Raw genomic sequence first — 16,349 nt, forward strand, 5'->3', positions numbered from 1 at the left:
TGCATTCACGCAAACAACCGAAGTAAAAACGCTGCACATAACTGCAAAGTAAGTCGACACTTATAGCGTAAAAACGCACCAAAAATTTTAGTTTTTTAAATATTTAGAACGAACGGTTCTGGCGTTTAAATGTTCATCATCGGGATTGATGAACTAAACTAGATAAAACCGCTTTACACGAAAGCTGTTTGAAAAACAAGCTAGTTACTCACAGTTCATACGTGTAAAATTGAATACTTATTAATCACAGCAAAGTGCGCTTATAACCAGATACAAAAAAAATGCGCGCTTTAAAACGGATTTTGGGGTCGTTTAAAACCGGAGTTTATTAAATTTTTATGTCTAACATGAAAGAAATAACATACAAGCTGGTTACAAAGCTGCTGCACAGTGTAGTGGTGCTTTCCGTTATAACTGTGCTTTGCGTTAGCCAAGTTTCCAGCCGCATACCGACTACGCTCGAGTCTATTCAAGACGCGGGTAAGCTAGTGGTTATTTCCCGCAATGGCCCCACAACCTATTACGAAGGGCCGAATGGCCTTACCGGTTTCGAATACCACATAGCAAAGAAGTTCGCCAAACACCTCGGTGTAAAGCTGGAAATTCGTGAAACAGAAAACCTAGGCGTTATGCTCGACTCCATTGGCACAAAAGCGGGGCACCTGGCTGCCGCTGGCCTTACTATTACCGAGACGCGCAAACAGAAAGTGCTGTTTAGCGAACCCTACTTACAAATCACGCAACAAGTTATCTATCACCAAAAAGAGCAGCGCCCCGAAAGCGTAGCCGACCTGGAAAACAAAACCATACTGGTTATAGGTAATAGCTCCCATGCCGAGCGTTTGCGTGAACTTAAACGTGACTACCCCAACCTGCACTGGCAGGAACGCCACGACATTGAAATGCTCGACCTTATGGAAATGGTCCACGAGCGCGAAATTGATTTCGCCGTCATAGACTCAAACGCACACAGTATAAATAGCAATTTGTATCCGGATGCGCAGGTGGCATTCGATATTAGTACACCACAGGATCTGGCGTGGGCCTTCCCCGACCAAAGCGACGACAGCCTATTTCTCGAAGCCCAAAAGTTTTTCCAAAGCATCAAACAGAAAGGTGTTATCGATGATGCGCTAGAAACCTATTACGGCCACCTTGGCGAAATCAATTACGGTGGTGCAGTGCTGTTTGCCAACCGTTTAGAAACACGTTTGCCTAAGTGGGAAACCCTGCTTCGCGAAGCCGCAGCCGAAAACAATCTTGATTGGCAGTTATTAGCCGCACTCAGTTACCAAGAGTCGCATTGGAACCCCAAAGCCAAATCACCTACCGGCGTGCGCGGTTTTATGATGTTGACACGTGATACCGCCAAATTTGTGGGCATTAAAAATCGTTTAGACCCGAAGCAAAGCATTAGTGGCGGAGCCAAATATTTTAAATCCATATACGGCCGCATTCCCGAGCGCATAATGGACCCAGACAGAACTTGGCTCGCCATGGCAGCCTATAACGTTGGACTAGGGCACCTAGAAGATGCTCGTATATTGACCGCACAACACGGCGGCGACCCCGACAAGTGGACTGATGTTCGAGAAGCACTGCCTTTATTGGCCAAGCGCAAATATTACAAGCAGACCAAACATGGCTACGCGCGTGGCTGGGAGCCAGTAGAATACGTAAAAAATATTCGTAACTTCCAAACGATTATTGCTTGGAATGAAGTTAAGAAAGAGCGCGACACCCAGCTCGCCGCCAATGACACGAAGCATAATGAATTTGAAAGCTTCAGCCCGGTAATGAGCGAAGCGGTAAAAAATGCTGTAGGTGCCTTTGACACCCCTAGCGATACCTCGTCGCTCTAATAGCCGGGTATTTCTGGGTGACACCCCCAACGTTGATAGGTGATCAGAAAAAGGGACTAGTCGCTTTTTTTTGTATTCGCTTTTAAGCTTTTACGCCCTTCCCGTCTGCGCGCAAAGAATTCCGTCATTAGACTTGAGCATTCGTCCTCACACACACCTCCTTCCCATTTAATTGAGTGGTTGTAAAAACCCGCGTGGAGAATGCAGTTGTTACTGGCCAAAACACCCGCTTTTGGCTCCGCAGCACCAAATACAACGCGTGTTACACGCGCATGTATTAGCGCGCCAAGGCACATTGTGCACGGTTCAATGGTGACATACAGTACCGTACCGGGGAGACGATAGTTTTTGTCGTGTTGCGCAGCATTCCTTAAAGCACAGATTTCCGCATGCCCCGTTGGATCGCAACTGGATATAGGCTGATTCCAACCTTCGCCCAGCACTTCACCCTCTCTAACCACAATAGCACCCACCGGCACCTCGTTTAATTCGGCCGCTTTTTTGGCTAAGAGCAATGCCTTTTGCATCCAAATAATGTCGTTAGGAGTTGGCATAACGTTTAGGATTCTTCGATAATGTTACGGATGTATTTGGCCATTCTCAGAGGCCCCCCTAATTACCACCAATTATGTGTTCGTGATTTAGCCAGCACTTGCACATCAAAATCTATTTCAACTTCCAGTGCATTTTTTTGTAATAGCTGCTCTTTTGCCTCACGATCCCCATGCCAATTGAGCGGTGTCATCGTGAGCAAACTTCCAATAGCGGTAGCACTCGGTAATTGGATTTTGAATGCCGTGCTATAACGCGCAATAAGTTTGAGCTGCGGTTCAATTTCAGTACGCTGGTGAAGTCGAACGTCCCCATATAATGCCTGTTTTATTTCATATAGGTGACGAGGCCCTGGCTGTACACGAACCAAAAGCCCTTGCGCGGACAGAACACGCTGCACCTCAGTTAAATCCATGGGAGCAAAAACGTTCAAACACAGATCTAGCTTTTCCGCCACCAAGGGTAGGTGAAGATTACTCGCAACGGCATAGTGAAAATACTGGGCAGACTTCTCGCTCGCTTCTTTCTGCATGCTATTCGCCGACGCTGATGCTCGGCGCACGGCATCCTTAGAAATATCTACACCGAAATAATGCTGCACCGGAGCGTTTTGTTTCCGGCCTAGAGCTTGGGCAAAATTTTCTAGGTAATAGCCTTCGCCACAACCAAGGTCTAACATAGAAAAACCGGTACCACTAAAAGAGACATGCTCTTCAGCAATTTCAGCCAAACGGTTTACCAAAGGCTGATAGTAGCCTGCCCGCAAAAAATCTCGTCGAGCAACGATCATCGCATCACTGTCACCGGGCTGTAAGCTATTCTTTTGATTGGCGAGCAACAAATTGTAATAACCCTGCTTCGCCCTATCGTAACAATGATTGTTAACGCAACTTAGGCTCACGCCCTGTTCAACTAGGGGTTCTTTACATTTAGGGCAGCTCCAGATCATGACAGGCCGCCATCATCTGCACTGCGTATAAACTCGAATCGAGGCACCTGGGTTACGCCGCCCTCCGTCGTGATATCGACCCTATCCATGAACATTGGCAGCGGCCTAACAGACAGTCCAAAATCACCGTACAAATAACGGTACACCACGAGAAGCTCATTGGTTTCTGTGTGGCTGGCAATTTCGTAAACACGGTACTCATTACCTTTGTAGTGGCGATAGATGCCGGGCTTTATCTTTTGTGTTGCTGAAGACATTGAATTCGCTCTTCTACCTTCTAGAATTGAGATTAGCTCACCAAACGACTAACATACGCGCCGCAGGTCGCGAGCGCATATTGCCCCGCCCAAACAAATTGAACAAGCCCCACCCATAAACTTAACCCGCAACCGACAAAAATTAGTAGATGAACACTTCTGGACGTGCCCAAATTGGTCTTTTTTATGGCAGTTCCACCTGCTATACCGAGATAGTCGGCGAAAAAATTCGCGCCCAAATCGGCGAAGCCAACGTTGATATTTTCAATATCAGCGACGAACCCATTGCGACGGCACTCTACTACGACTTATTAATAATGGGCATCCCCACGTGGGACTACGGCGAACTTCAGGAAGACTGGGAAGAAATTTGGGATGAGCTAGACGAGCTCGATTTTAGCGGTAAGGTTGTCGCGCTTTACGGATTAGGCGACCAAGTGGGCTATCCAGAATGGTTTCTTGATGCTATGGGTTATCTACACCATAAGCTAGTAAAGCTGGGGGCTCAGCTCGTTGGCTACTGGCCAAGCAAGGGGTACGAATTTGAGGCCAGTAAAGCACTCACAGATGACGAGCAATTCTTTGTAGGCTTAGCGCTTGATGAAGAAAATGAATTTGCTGAAACAGACACCCGCATTGCCGCGTGGTGTGATCAAGTGCTCGCGGAATTTGGGCAATGAACAAAGCGCGGCCAGCTAAAAACCCAACAACTTGCCCTGCCGATATTACTTGGAATGAGAACAGCCAGCCTATTTCCACACAATTCGATGATGTGTATTTCTCTACAACAGACGGGCTAAAAGAAACAGAATTTGTGTTTTTACAGCACAACAACTTACCCCAGCGCTGGCAAACCCCAACGTCGAACAACCATTTCACTGTTGCCGAAACAGGGTTTGGTACCGGCCTCAACTTTCTTGTAACTTGGTACAACTGGCAAAAACAAACACCGCAAAATACAGCCGACGGTCCCGCACGCCTACACTTCATTTCCGTGGAAAAGTACCCGTTACTGCGTGCTGACCTAGCCCGAGCCTTAGCGCTATGGCCAGAGTTTGCTGCCCTCAGCGAGCAACTGTTATCGCAATACCCACCGCAGCCCATTGAAGGCACTTTTCGGCTTACGTTCGACGATGGCAAAGTATTACTAACACTCATATTCAGCGATGCCGAAAACGGCCTTACACAAATAGCGCCCTGCTCTACGCTGGCCCGTCACGCAGGGGCCGAGTACACTCTGGGCAATGGCCCTCTTGTTGTAGACGCTTGGTTTCTCGACGGTTTTTCACCGGCGAAAAACCCCGAAATGTGGACGCCGACGCTATTTCAGTCCATGGCTAAGCTCAGCGGGAAAAACACAACATTTTCGACCTTTACCTCTGCGCGGGTGGTACGCGAGGGTTTAAAGGAGGCGGGGTTCCATTGCATTAAAGTGTCGGGGTTTGGCCTAAAGCGAGAAATGCTCTACGGCCACTTCCAGCCGGTCAACCACACAGACCAACCCGCTACAACCGACAACAGCCAACGCCGCGACGCCGCCCACCACTACTGGCACCTTTGTGCGGCGGCTAGTCACGAACAAAGCTCAACGGCCACCATCAAAAACAAAAATGCCGCTTCAGCCATTGTGGTTGGCGGAGGCTTGGCTGGCTGCCAGGCAGCACATGCACTGGCCCAACGCGGCATTCGCGTAACCTTGCTTGAAAAAAACAGCTGTCTTGCAGACGAAGCTTCAGGCAATCGTCAAGGCGCGCTCTACACGCGGCTTTCTCCGCAAGACGACCCCCTCAGCCGCTTTAACTTATCGGCACAAATATTTGCTAACAATTTTTACTCCAGCAAAAAAGCACACGGCTCACTGTTCGACCTGTGCGGTGACCAATGTGGCGTAATCCACCTTTGCACCCAGGACAGGCAAAAAACCTATTACCAGCAACTGGCTAACCGGTTTCAGGTCGATGAACATTTTTGCCAATGGCTCGAGTGTGATGCTGTATCAGAATTAAGCGGCCTGAAGATAAAGCTACCGGGGTTATTTTTACCACAGGCCGGATGGATCTCTCCCGTAAAGCTGTGCGAACAGCTATGTGCGCACCCGCTGATTGACGTGCTCACGAACACCGAGGTTAAAGAACTCAACATTAGCGGTAAAGGTTGGGCGGCGATTGACACACGCGCCAACACAGTTTGCGAAGCAAACTACGCCATTATTGCGAACGCACATGCGGCACAAAACTTTGAGCAGACCGCTCACCTACAGCTAAAAACCATTCGCGGGCAAGTGAGCCATATTCTTGAGGATTGGCAACCGCTCTCACAGTTGAAAACGGTGCTTTGCGGCGAAGGGTACATTTCCCCCTCGCAAAACGGTATTCACTGCGCGGGGGCCACGTTTAACTTAAGGGACGCCTCGGTAGAAATCAGCCAACAAGATCATGACACAAACCTGCATAACCTGAAGCAAATGATCGAGCTACCCAACTCTCCACCACCGCGTAATATTGAAGGGCGCGTAGGGTTTCGCACCACAACACCCGACTACTTTCCGATTGTCGGCCCCGCGCCCATGGCAGCCCCGATGGAGCAAAACTTCGCCTCACTTCGCCATAGAGCCAACGCTGTACTCTCGGCGCCAGGTGAGTTCTATCCTGGTTTATACACCTTGCTAGGCCTCGGTTCTCGAGGGCTGGCCTACAGCCCTATCGCAGCCGACTTACTTGCCAGCTTAGTTTGCTCTGAACCCTTGCCCGTAGACCAAAAGCAATACCGCCAACTGCACCCCGCGCGCTTTCTGATACGCAACCTGATGCGAAATAAACCGTCTACACTGTAAGAAGAGTTAGACTTTAATGAGGGGAACACCATGCTTCTGGGTGCAGGGCGCCATCGCGATGGAGTTATGTCTGCGCGCGATAGTGTTCACAACTACTATGAAAACCTGGTAATTGAACAATTACTCCGTGCCAACGACCGAGCAACCCAGGATGCAGAGTTTTTAGCGGATGTTACCTGTGTTGCACTCAACCGATTACCACCACGCTACATTCGTCATGATGTCGACATGACCTTCTTTTTATCACCGCAGGAGCTAGATGAAATAAACGACAAGGTCGCAAGAGCGGTAAATGATGCGGTGGATTACGTTATGAGCCGAGAACGACCCGCTGTTCCACCAGCAGAACCGCCTATAGAAACACCTGCAGAACCTTCTGAAGATGAGCGAGAAGTAGGTTAATTCGGTAGAATAGCCCCCTAAGTCAAAATACAGGCAACGCCTACCCTACTCCCATGACCTACAATTTCTACGCTTTGAAGCGCGCAACACTTCAGTGCTTACTGGCTTTTACGGTATCTTCATCAACAGCCGCGAGCTTAGGCCAGGATGAAATTGAGCAAAAACCCGCCTACACGGTTCTAAAAACGCTCCCGCACGATACTGCGATTTTCACCCAAGGGCTGATCAGCAACAACAAGACCCTGATTGAAAGCAGTGGCCTTTACGGTAAGTCCTTTATCCGTATTTACACTGCCGAAACCGGTGAAACCCTTAAGCATCACAATTTGTCGCCCGAAATCTTTGCCGAAGGCCTGACGCTTTTCAATCATCAGCTCTACCTACTCACCTGGCGCGCTGGCGTATTGTTCGTGTTAGACCCAACCTCTCTCTCGGTGAAAAAAACCCTTAGATACAAAGGCGAAGGCTGGGGTATTACACACGACAACGCCTTCCTCTACACCAGCGATGGCTCCCAACAGATCACCCGCCGAGATCCGGCTTCATTCAAGCCTTTGTCCAAAATAGCGGTTACCGATACAGTAAGCGGCAAACCTGTGCTCCAGCTTAACGAGCTGGAATATGCCCACCAGCGCCTATGGGCGAACCAATGGCGTAGTAACACAATATGGTCCATCGATCCGGCCACCGGTAAAGCCCAAGCCATAGACCTATCGGAACTGGTGCCAGCTGAGCTGCGCGTTCGCACTGACAAGGTATTAAACGGCATCGCCTACGACCCGCAAGCCGATGCTTTCTGGGTTACGGGTAAAAATTGGCCTGTTCGCTATCTTGTGGATATACCCTAATTCCCACACCAACCTTGTATCCCGCCTTCTAAACCGTACAATGCGCCCTGCTAATAGTTGAGTACAATTTATGACCACCGAACTTTTGTCCCCCGCCGGTACACTGAAGAGCATGCGTTACGCCTTTGCGTACGGGGCCGATGCGGTCTATGCAGGCCAACCGCGCTACAGCCTCCGTGTTCGCAACAACGAATTTAACAAAATCGAAAACCTGGCCTCCGCCATTGAAGAAGCACACCAGCAGGGCAAACAGTTTTATCTCGCCAGTAACCTGTCACCCCATAACGACAAAGTGCGCTCCTACCTCCGCGATCTAGAGCCGGTCATTGCGATGAAACCGGACGCTCTGATCATGTCCGACCCAGGATTGATTATGATGGTGCGCGAGACCTGGCCAGACCAACCCATACACCTGAGTGTTCAGGCCAATGCCGTTAACTACGCTACCGTTAAATTTTGGGCTAAGCAGGGTATAGAGCGGGTCATTCTTTCACGGGAACTGTCGATTGACGAAATCGAAGAAATTCGTCAACAGGCACCTGAAGTGGAGCTGGAAGTCTTCGTACACGGCGCTCTCTGTATCGCCTATTCGGGCCGCTGTTTATTGTCCGGCTACATGACCCACAGAGACTCCAACCAAGGCGCGTGCACCAATTCCTGTCGCTGGGAATATAACGCACACGAAGCAAAGGAAAACGACCTTGGCGACCTCATTGCAGTAGAGTCAGATACGCCTAAAAGCTGGTCTCCTGAACTCGACGAAGTAAGCCCTGTTCTGTTGCAGGAAAAGCATCGCCCTGGCGAATATATGCCCGCCTATGAAGATGAGCATGGCACCTATATCATGAATTCCAAAGACCTTCGCGCGGTGCAACATGTAGAACGCTTAGTCAACATGGGCGTGCGCTCTCTTAAAATTGAGGGGCGCACTAAATCGCACTATTACGTAGCACGTACGGCACAGATATACCGGCGCGCTATCGACGCAGCTGAGGCAGGTCAAGCTTTTGACATGCAGCTGATGAATGAGCTGGAACATCTGGCCAATCGAGGGTATACAGAAGGCTTTTACCGCCGCCATGTGCCCAGCGAGTACCAGAACTACGAAAAAGGTGTGTCGAATAACAGCGCCCAGCAGTTTGTCGCTGAAGCGACGGCCTACGATAAAGCATCGGGCTGGCTCACGGTGGATGTAAAAAACAAATTTGAAACCGGCAATAGCGTAGAGCTCATTACGCCTCAGGGTAACCTTTCATTTTCGATTGATGCACTTGAAAACAACAAGGGTGCCGCTATCGACGTTGCCCCAGGCTCTGGCCACGTTGTAAAAATACAAGCGCCCGGATTGGACCTAAACGAATCCGGTGGCTATGCCATGCTCATGCGTCACATTTAACTGGAAATAAATACAATGTCAGAATCACCCGAGATATTTCGCCGCGGCGAATTGGATGTCATCCGAATTGATAACGCTGCCTGCAGCGCTGAAGTCACGCTATTTGGCGGCCATATTCTTCACTGGCAACCCTCGGGACAAAAACCGGTTTTGTGGATGAGCGAAAACTCCGCCTTCGATGGGGTCACGGCGCTGCGCGGAGGTGTTCCCATTTGCTGGCCTTGGTTTGGAGAAAAAGAAGGCCAAGAAAAACACGGTATCGTGCGAAGCCAGTTATGGCAGTTAGACCATTATCAAGAAAGCGCAGACACCACCACCTTGCAATTGAGCATTACTTTAGACTCCTCGATGGGTAGCGGGCCCTTCCCGAAAAAAGTCAGCATGCTACTCCGATTCGGCGCAACCCTAGAGCAAACACTAACCTTCGAAAACACCTCGGAAGCTCCCCAATGCTTTGCATACGCGCTGCACAATTATTTTCGCGTGAGTAGTCCAGACAATATTGCGATTCCACAACTGGAAAACAGTATTTACCACGACAAAGTTGAGCAGCTTAGCCAGCAGATCGATACCGGTTCGCGCGACCACTGCGGGCCTATTGATAGGGTCTACCTTAATGATAAGGCCGCCACACTCGTTGACTCCGGCTACGATAGAACCATCGCCATTGAAAAAACGGGCTCTCAAAACTGGGTGCTCTGGAACCCAGGTAAAGATGCTGGCGGAATAGCTGATATTCACCCCGGCGGCGAAAAAGAATACCTGTGTTTCGAAGTAGCCAATACCGCAGATGTCTCCCTGCCGCCCGGAGAAAAACTCACCATTGGCCAGGTAATCTCAATCTCATAACAGCCAGCGCAAACGTAATGAACTTACCCGATCCTCGTCATTTTAAAAACATTGTTGTTTTGACGGGCGCAGGCGTTTCTGCCGAATCGGGATTGCGCACTTTTCGTGATAACAACGGTCTTTGGAGGGAGTACCGAGTCGAAGAACTCGCTACTCCCGAAGCCTTCACAAAAAACCCTAAATTGGTACACGCCTTTTACAATTCCCGCCGCCACACATTACTTCAGTCCGCCAAAGCCAATAAAGCACATTTTGCACTCGCGAATTTTGAATCAACATTTGAGGGTAACTTCCTTCTCGTCACCCAAAACGTAGACAACCTGCACGAGCAAGCAGGCTCAAAGAACCCACACCACCTGCACGGAGAATTACTAAGGGCACGATGCGGCCTTTGCGAACACTCGGTTGATATTGAAGGCGACTTAACCTGCCAGTCTATATGCCGTCATTGCGGCGGGATTGGCGCCATGCGACCAGACATCGTGTGGTTTGGAGAAATGCCGCAGCAGTTAGAACTTATTGAACCAGCGCTCTCGCGCTGTGACCTTTTCGTTTCCATAGGTACGTCGGGCACAGTCTATCCCGCCGCCGGGTTTTTACGATTGGCAAAAACCAATGGCGCAATCACCGTTGAACTCAACCTCGAAGCTTCAGCCAATAGTGGTTTTTTCGATTACTGTTCCCTCGGCCTTGCCTCGGATGTGCTGCCCAATTTCTTCCACACCGCCTAAGCTGTTTGATTTGTACTGCAACCCACTCAATAACCTTAATCCTCCTTCCCCTACCGTTGATTTCCATCAAAGCAGCAAAACAAGCAAGAACTAGACTGGCCTCATGCACAACAATGAACACACCACTAACATCGCAGAGCATCCAACGATGCAACGCCGGCAGACCAAAATTACGGAATTCGAAGCCACTCGGCTACTCGAAAACTTTCGTCGTCAGCCCGCTCGCCCAATTAACATTTGTATTGATGGCAATGCCTTCGCATGGGTAAAGCAAAACAACAATATTACCTCCACAGGCAACACCCTTTGCCGGGAAATTCACGCGTGGGCAGAAGCCATTGGCCAGCGCAATGTTGACACCCTTATGCTTTGCTACCCGTTTCAATACTGGCAGCCCTATGAACTCACTGAAGTAATGCACGCTTTGGCGTCCCACTTTTGTTTATCGGAATCCACACAACGGTGCCACCGGGTTGCCACAAAAATCAGTGAAATCAACAATGAACACGTCGCGCTGCTTAAAGGGCTCGGCTTCAACCATTACCACATCGTTCTTAGTCGAGACGATTTGGTGGACATTCCACGGCTGGAATCGCTGGTGAAACTTATACGCCAGTACTCGTTTTCGGGTATTGGCATCCAAATCCACGATGCCGATTGCCTAGATGATCTTCGCGACCACGTAAAAGATGTACAACAGAAGGTTGCGCCAGACTATATCTACATTGGTTTACACCCAAAACTACTGAACAGGGAGATACAGAGCAAAGGTGCCATGATCTTCGACGGCGAAGAAGAACTTGAAGAAGATTGTATCTATATGGGCCTCGAAGGCACGAGTCGACTACAAAGTTTAGTGTTACAAAACTTTTGTAGTCCGCAACGATATCTGAGCGCCCTAGAGTCGGGCCATCTACCGGTGAACCCAGGCCCTCTCAGTATCTAACGGTATTTATCTAATCTAGCACGACGGCCGGCGACATTTTCCTATATAATGTAGCGCCATATCAGCCTTTGTCGTGGATTTAACTATGCCTCCGCAAACCATCGCCAGTCATCAATGTCACCAAAACCCTCAGGTAAATTGTGCAGACTGCCGTCTGGCTGGAATTTGCTTGCCTATTAGCCTTCATGTAGAAGACATTAGTAAGCTAGACGACATCATTCAGCGCGGTCGACCTGTACAAAAATCAGACCATGTCTACCACGCAGGTGAAGCCTTCCGCTCGGTCTACGCCCTGCGCTCCGGAGCCATTAAAACGGTAAAAGTAACGCACGACGGCCAAGAGCAAGTCACCGGCTTTTATCTTCCTGGCGAGATCATTGGTATGGACGGACTAGCCTCCAACCATCACACTAACTCGGCCATTGCCCTGGAAACCTCTGCGGTGTGTGAAATACCTTTCACCCGCCTGGAAGAGTTGAGCACACAGGTACCTCACCTTCAGCGCCGCTTCTTTCAGCTTATGAGTAAAGAAATCACTCAAGAGCAACAATTGATCACACTGTTAAGTAAAAACAGTGCTGACGAACGTATTGCAGCACTATTGATGAGCATCTCTACCCGTAACCACAACCGCGGACTATCGGCAAAAGAGTTCTACCTGCCAATGTCCCGCTCCGATATAGGCAACTACCTAGGCCTAACGATCGAAACGGTGAGCAGAGTACTTAGCCGGCTACATAAACAAGAAGTGATTATTCTGGATAAAAAGCACGTTATCATCGACGATATGGATGCATTGAAAAACATCGCCTCTGTCGCTTTCGACTAGATCACATTCCCAATGAGCGATAACCCTCCCGGCTCAGCCTTGTCGTCACACTCATAGACGAGGCTAACGCTGTAGATCCCAACATTGAGCTTTGCCCAGATACCGGCTCACCTGCCCCGAAAGAGTTACTATACGGGCAACGCATGTCCCGAATGCTCGGCGAATTTAACCCTGAAGCATCTGAAAACCTTAGAATAGCCGCGAGAGCCCAGCATATAGAACGCTGGAAATCACCGCGCACAAACTTCCCCGAGGGGCGCACAGGTTATAAAAAGTGGCGCTCACAATTATCCGTGTTTCATGCCGACCGAGCGACCGAGCTAATGGCTCAGGCTGGGTACAACCATGAGGAACAGCAGCGTGTTCGCTACCTTATCCAAAAACGGCAGATAAAAAGAGACCCAGAAACCCAGGCCCTCGAAGATGTTATATGCTTGGTATTTCTCAAACATTATCTCGCTGGTTTCGCCGGTAAGCACGATGAGCCCAAGCTGATTGATATTATTCAGAAGACGTGGGCCAAAATGTCCGAAACTGGCCATAGCGCGGCACTAAAGATTCAGCTTCCCGACACCCTCCAAGCCCTTGTGGCTAAAGCTCTCGCCTGAGAACCTACCCGGTTAATAAAAATTGTGATAAGCGCTGTAAAACATTTCCATGTCTGGTTTGCGATATTTAGTTTGGCGGGGTTCGTCATCCGTGTCATCTGGCTCACCTCTCGCCCCGACCTGCTTCAGCGGAAGGCCATCAAGGTTCTTCCCCACATCAACGACACAGCGCTATTTGCCACAGGGTTGCTGATGGCGTTCAGCATGGGCTACCCGTTTACCGGCTTTTATTGGCTAACAGCCAAATTAGGGCTGATAATTCTGTATATTCTACTAGGGTTTATGACCTTAAAACAGACCTCAAATAGCCTATACCGTTTTGCTCTCTTAGGCGTTTCATTTATTACTTATTCATCTATTATATTTTTAGCCGTTTCTAAGCCTCACTTCTAGCAAACCCCCATCACACGTACGCTGTGACTCATTTCTCATACATAAAGAGTTGGCACCTATTACCCTTTTCGACCCTGCTTATAGCCTTTATGACAAGGGCCTAGATCACAAAGGGTTGACATTAGTTATATAGGCCACTTTAATAACCTCAAACACCATACAAATTTACTAAAAACTCTGGCTAGAAAAACTGGTGACCTAGAATGAAATACTTGGCAATGATCTTTACCCTCGCACTGACGGTATTAGCATCTTCAGCCTATGGATGTGACGAGAAATGCGCAAAGGATAAAGCAGAAGCTGAAAAAAACGTGCAATTCCCAGGCTATATGTCCTGGAAGTTTTGTGAAGATACGCGCATGGACTTCATGACCTCCTCGATGGAGAGCCTGGACAAATACCGCAGCAAGCACTTCGACACCCGCTACAAAGGCGGCATACGCAACATCAAGAACTACATGGTGCAGCGTAAAGCTTGGCTAGTAGAATGTGATACCTACATGCAGCTAACCGGTAAAGGCAGAATTTTTGAAGACAACAAAACCACAAAGAAAATTTTCAAAGCAATGGACAGCGTAACCAAGGAACTTGGCGATTTAATCGCAGGGGTGACCTACTCTTCATCTTTAGGCCAAGATTCCAGTGTGGTTCTAAACGGACACTTTGAGACCCTATTTACGGCAGTAGACGACCACAAGAACATCATGCTGCTTAAAGGGCGCTATGTAACCCGCTAAAACACCACCCACAGTGCATTTACCACACAATAAAAAAGGCGCCCTATTTAGGCGCCTTTTTTTGATGGGTAGCTTACATCAGGAGTGTAAAACCTGTTGTTTCAGCTCACTTTTCACTGCGAGAGCAGCGTCTTTAATCGCTTTCATCCCACACCGAAGCAATCGAGCCTGCTCTACAGCCGACATCCCTTCGGGGAAGTGGCTCGGCGATACACCAAGCGGCTGAAGGGGGCTACCCTCAATTGAAATTCTAAAACCCGTCACATGAAAAGCCGAAAGGCTATCCAGGTCGACATTCCAAGCATCAAAATCCATTTTTAATTCCTCTAACTAACCGCTTCCAATTATAAAGCTTGTCGAGATTGGCAATTCCCTGTTATCACTAACGCCTGCCTCAACAAAATACATCCTATACCGTGCCTTTGCACCTACTTACTTACTATCTACTCCCTAGAGAATGGCGCGAAAACAGGCGAACCTTATATAAATACGGCTTAAAGTGCCAGCAAAATTTATCTAGCGCCCCTGTTTTCATACTATGGTACCAACTTGCTCTAATGTAATTCTAAATAGTCTAGCTACTCCCACTCAATGGTGGCTGGCGGCTTACTGGAAATATCATAGGTTACACGTGATACGCCCGATATCTCATTAATAATTCGACCAGAAACTTTTTCTAATAACTCATAAGGCAAGTGAGCCCATCGAGCCGTCATAAAATCGACCGTTTCAACAGCACGCAAGGCAATTACCCACTCGTACCGACGCCCGTCTCCTACCACCCCTACGGACTTAACAGGCAGAAAAACCGCAAATGCCTGACTGGTTTTTTGGTACCAACCAGACTCATGGAGTTCTTCAATGAATATGGCATCGGCTTCTCGTAAAATATCGGCATAGCCTTTGTTTACTTCACCCAAAATTCTTACGCCTAAACCCGGCCCGGGAAATGGGTGCCTGTAAACCATGTCGTAGGGAAGTCCTAACTCTAACCCTATTTTCCTTACTTCGTCCTTAAACAACTCACGCAGTGGTTCAACCAGCTCCATCTCCATATCATCGGGTAAACCACCAACATTGTGGTGGCTTTTTATGACATGCGCTTTACCTGTTTTAGCCGCGGCAGACTCAATGACGTCAGGGTAAATAGTTCCCTGGGCGAGCCAGCGTACATCTTGTATCTTTGCGGCTTCAGCGTCAAAGACCTCAATAAAGGTATTGCCAATTGCTTTCCGTTTTTGTTCCGGATCGGCGATGGACTTTAGCTTACCCAAAAACAACTCTTCGGCATCGGCACGGATAACTTTGACGCCCATATTTTTAGCGAACATATCCATAACCTGGTCACCTTCATTCTTGCGAAGTAGACCATTATCGACAAATACACATGTGAGCTGATCACCTATCGCTCGGTGAAGCAAAGCCGCTACAACCGAAGAATCAACACCTCCAGATAACCCTAACAGCACCTTACCAGAACCCACTTGCTGCTTAACTCTAGCAATAGCATCTTCTACAATATTTGCGGCTGTCCACAGAGGGGCACAGCCAGCCAGCTCAAGCACAAAATGTTCGAAAATCCGCTGGCCCTGCAAGGTGTGCGTCACTTCGGGGTGAAACTGAATACCGTACATGCGCTTCTCTTCACAGGCCATTCCGGCGATTGCGCAGCTGTCTGTAGAAGCAATCAAAGAGAAACCCTCAGGCATCTTGCTGACTTTATCACCATGGCTCATCCACACATCCAGCAGCGCTTCTCCGCCCTGATCTACATGGTCTTTAATGTCATGAAAGAGGCTGTTTTCTGCTTCAACCTTAATCTGTGCATAACCAAATTCACGCACACTGGAGCCTTCCACTTCACCACCTAATTGCTCGGCCATGGTTTGCATCCCATAGCAAATTCCCAACACCGGCACACCCAACTCAAAGACCAGCCCCGGAGCTCGCGGCGATTCGCCTTCGGTCACAGACTCGGGCCCTCCAGCGAGAATAATAGCTTTGGGCGCAAATACTCTAATATCTTCTTCGGGCATATCAAAAGCACGAATTTCCGAATAAACCCCTATCTCACGCACACGCCGTGCAATTAGCTGGGTGTACTGAGACCCAAAATCGAGAATAAGAATGCGTTGGGAGTGAATATCTTGGCTCATG

At 48.8% G+C, this 16,349-nt stretch carries 18 protein-coding genes; 13 read left to right on the top strand and 5 right to left on the bottom strand.

Going from position 1 to position 16,349, the window contains the following annotated elements:
* Window positions 1-338: 338 nt before the first annotated feature.
* On the top strand, window positions 339-1,862 hold the full coding sequence (mltF, locus tag H5336_RS20795) for a membrane-bound lytic murein transglycosylase MltF (RefSeq protein WP_246439458.1): 1,524 nt from the start codon (window positions 339-341) through the stop codon (window positions 1,860-1,862).
* 56 nt (window positions 1,863-1,918) lie between these two features.
* Here mltF and tadA read toward each other — a convergent pair whose 3' ends face one another.
* From tadA to H5336_RS20810, 3 genes are all read right to left on the bottom strand, one after another.
* Entirely contained in the window at window positions 1,919-2,416 is a 498-nt protein-coding gene (gene tadA / locus H5336_RS20800; protein WP_185236377.1) for a tRNA adenosine(34) deaminase TadA, read from the bottom strand.
* Between the two features lie 62 nt (window positions 2,417-2,478).
* A complete protein-coding gene (locus H5336_RS20805; protein ID WP_185236378.1) occupies window positions 2,479-3,363 on the bottom strand; it encodes a putative RNA methyltransferase in 885 nt (294 codons plus the stop codon).
* Complete coding sequence (locus H5336_RS20810) at window positions 3,360-3,620, bottom strand: DUF1653 domain-containing protein (protein WP_185236379.1); 261 nt, start codon at window positions 3,618-3,620, stop codon at window positions 3,360-3,362. The genes H5336_RS20805 and H5336_RS20810 overlap by 4 nt, the downstream gene beginning before the upstream one ends.
* A gap of 149 nt (window positions 3,621-3,769) precedes the next feature.
* On the opposite strand from H5336_RS20810, the gene fldB reads away from it, so the two are divergent.
* The 12 genes from fldB (at window position 3,770) to H5336_RS20870 (ending at window position 14,192) form a co-directional block, all read left to right on the top strand.
* A complete protein-coding gene (gene fldB / locus H5336_RS20815; RefSeq protein WP_185236380.1) occupies window positions 3,770-4,300 on the top strand; it encodes a flavodoxin FldB in 531 nt (176 codons plus the stop codon).
* On the top strand, window positions 4,297-6,453 hold the full coding sequence (mnmC, locus tag H5336_RS20820; protein WP_185236381.1) for a bifunctional tRNA (5-methylaminomethyl-2-thiouridine)(34)-methyltransferase MnmC2/FAD-dependent 5-carboxymethylaminomethyl-2-thiouridine(34) oxidoreductase MnmC1: 2,157 nt from the start codon (window positions 4,297-4,299) through the stop codon (window positions 6,451-6,453). Before fldB ends, mnmC begins: the two co-directional genes overlap by 4 nt.
* 30 nt (window positions 6,454-6,483) lie before the next feature.
* Window positions 6,484-6,855, top strand: coding sequence for a late competence development ComFB family protein (locus tag H5336_RS20825; protein ID WP_185236382.1), 372 nt, complete (start codon window positions 6,484-6,486; stop codon window positions 6,853-6,855).
* Window positions 6,856-6,908: 53 nt separating this feature from the next.
* Window positions 6,909-7,703, top strand: a complete 795-nt coding sequence (locus H5336_RS20830; protein WP_185236383.1) for a glutaminyl-peptide cyclotransferase — start codon at window positions 6,909-6,911, stop codon at window positions 7,701-7,703.
* 70 nt (window positions 7,704-7,773) lie between these two features.
* Window positions 7,774-9,099, top strand: coding sequence for a prephenate-dependent tRNA uridine(34) hydroxylase TrhP (gene trhP, locus H5336_RS20835; protein WP_185236384.1), 1,326 nt, complete (start codon window positions 7,774-7,776; stop codon window positions 9,097-9,099).
* Between the two features lie 15 nt (window positions 9,100-9,114).
* Entirely contained in the window at window positions 9,115-9,948 is an 834-nt protein-coding gene (locus H5336_RS20840; RefSeq protein ID WP_185236385.1) for a D-hexose-6-phosphate mutarotase, read from the top strand.
* A 17-nt stretch (window positions 9,949-9,965) separates the two neighbouring features.
* A complete protein-coding gene (locus H5336_RS20845; protein WP_185236386.1) occupies window positions 9,966-10,679 on the top strand; it encodes an NAD-dependent deacylase in 714 nt (237 codons plus the stop codon).
* A gap of 103 nt (window positions 10,680-10,782) precedes the next feature.
* A complete protein-coding gene (locus H5336_RS20850) occupies window positions 10,783-11,625 on the top strand; it encodes a P-loop NTPase family protein (RefSeq protein ID WP_185236387.1) in 843 nt (280 codons plus the stop codon).
* Window positions 11,626-11,710: 85 nt separating this feature from the next.
* Window positions 11,711-12,454 carry a fumarate/nitrate reduction transcriptional regulator Fnr gene (gene fnr, locus H5336_RS20855; RefSeq protein WP_185236388.1) on the top strand — a complete coding sequence of 248 codons (744 nt, stop codon included), beginning with the start codon at window positions 11,711-11,713 and terminating at the stop codon, window positions 12,452-12,454.
* A 53-nt stretch (window positions 12,455-12,507) separates the two neighbouring features.
* Window positions 12,508-13,062 carry a DUF4202 domain-containing protein gene (locus H5336_RS20860; RefSeq protein WP_185236676.1) on the top strand — a complete coding sequence of 185 codons (555 nt, stop codon included), beginning with the start codon at window positions 12,508-12,510 and terminating at the stop codon, window positions 13,060-13,062.
* Between the two features lie 24 nt (window positions 13,063-13,086).
* On the top strand, window positions 13,087-13,455 hold the full coding sequence (locus H5336_RS23940; protein WP_185236389.1) for a SirB2 family protein: 369 nt from the start codon (window positions 13,087-13,089) through the stop codon (window positions 13,453-13,455).
* Window positions 13,456-13,658: 203 nt separating this feature from the next.
* On the top strand, window positions 13,659-14,192 hold the full coding sequence (locus H5336_RS20870) for a hypothetical protein (RefSeq protein ID WP_185236390.1): 534 nt from the start codon (window positions 13,659-13,661) through the stop codon (window positions 14,190-14,192).
* Window positions 14,193-14,270: 78 nt separating this feature from the next.
* On the opposite strand, the gene H5336_RS20875 is transcribed toward H5336_RS20870, so the two are convergent.
* Window positions 14,271-14,507 (bottom strand): hypothetical protein, encoded by a 237-nt coding sequence (locus H5336_RS20875; protein WP_185236391.1) that lies wholly within the window; start codon window positions 14,505-14,507, stop codon window positions 14,271-14,273.
* A 263-nt stretch (window positions 14,508-14,770) separates the two neighbouring features.
* Window positions 14,771-16,348: a glutamine-hydrolyzing GMP synthase gene (gene guaA, locus H5336_RS20880; protein ID WP_185236392.1), complete on the bottom strand. Its 1,578-nt coding sequence runs from the start codon at window positions 16,346-16,348 to the stop codon at window positions 14,771-14,773.
* Window position 16,349 lies beyond the last annotated feature (1 nt).

Source organism: Teredinibacter franksiae, assembly GCF_014218805.1.
GTDB lineage: Bacteria > Pseudomonadota > Gammaproteobacteria > Pseudomonadales > Cellvibrionaceae > Teredinibacter > Teredinibacter franksiae.

Bases quoted from the DNA above. Each gene is read 5' to 3' on its own strand.
- H5336_RS20870 (WP_185236390.1), top strand. From the start codon at position 13,659: ATGAAATACTTGGCAATGATCTTTACCCTCGCACTGACGGTATTAGCA.
- H5336_RS20850 (WP_185236387.1), top strand. From the start codon at position 10,783: ATGCACAACAATGAACACACCACTAACATCGCAGAGCATCCAACGATG.
- H5336_RS20810 (WP_185236379.1), bottom strand. From the start codon at position 3,620: ATGTCTTCAGCAACACAAAAGATAAAGCCCGGCATCTATCGCCACTAC.
- mnmC (WP_185236381.1), top strand. From the start codon at position 4,297: ATGAACAAAGCGCGGCCAGCTAAAAACCCAACAACTTGCCCTGCCGAT.
- trhP (WP_185236384.1), top strand. From the start codon at position 7,774: ATGACCACCGAACTTTTGTCCCCCGCCGGTACACTGAAGAGCATGCGT.
- H5336_RS20830 (WP_185236383.1), top strand. From the start codon at position 6,909: ATGACCTACAATTTCTACGCTTTGAAGCGCGCAACACTTCAGTGCTTA.
- H5336_RS20875 (WP_185236391.1), bottom strand. From the start codon at position 14,507: ATGGATTTTGATGCTTGGAATGTCGACCTGGATAGCCTTTCGGCTTTT.
- H5336_RS20840 (WP_185236385.1), top strand. From the start codon at position 9,115: ATGTCAGAATCACCCGAGATATTTCGCCGCGGCGAATTGGATGTCATC.
- fldB (WP_185236380.1), top strand. From the start codon at position 3,770: ATGAACACTTCTGGACGTGCCCAAATTGGTCTTTTTTATGGCAGTTCC.
- fnr (WP_185236388.1), top strand. From the start codon at position 11,711: ATGCCTCCGCAAACCATCGCCAGTCATCAATGTCACCAAAACCCTCAG.
- H5336_RS20825 (WP_185236382.1), top strand. From the start codon at position 6,484: ATGCTTCTGGGTGCAGGGCGCCATCGCGATGGAGTTATGTCTGCGCGC.
- mltF (WP_246439458.1), top strand. From the start codon at position 339: ATGTCTAACATGAAAGAAATAACATACAAGCTGGTTACAAAGCTGCTG.
- guaA (WP_185236392.1), bottom strand. From the start codon at position 16,348: ATGAGCCAAGATATTCACTCCCAACGCATTCTTATTCTCGATTTTGGG.
- H5336_RS20845 (WP_185236386.1), top strand. From the start codon at position 9,966: ATGAACTTACCCGATCCTCGTCATTTTAAAAACATTGTTGTTTTGACG.
- tadA (WP_185236377.1), bottom strand. From the start codon at position 2,416: ATGCCAACTCCTAACGACATTATTTGGATGCAAAAGGCATTGCTCTTA.
- H5336_RS20805 (WP_185236378.1), bottom strand. From the start codon at position 3,363: ATGATCTGGAGCTGCCCTAAATGTAAAGAACCCCTAGTTGAACAGGGC.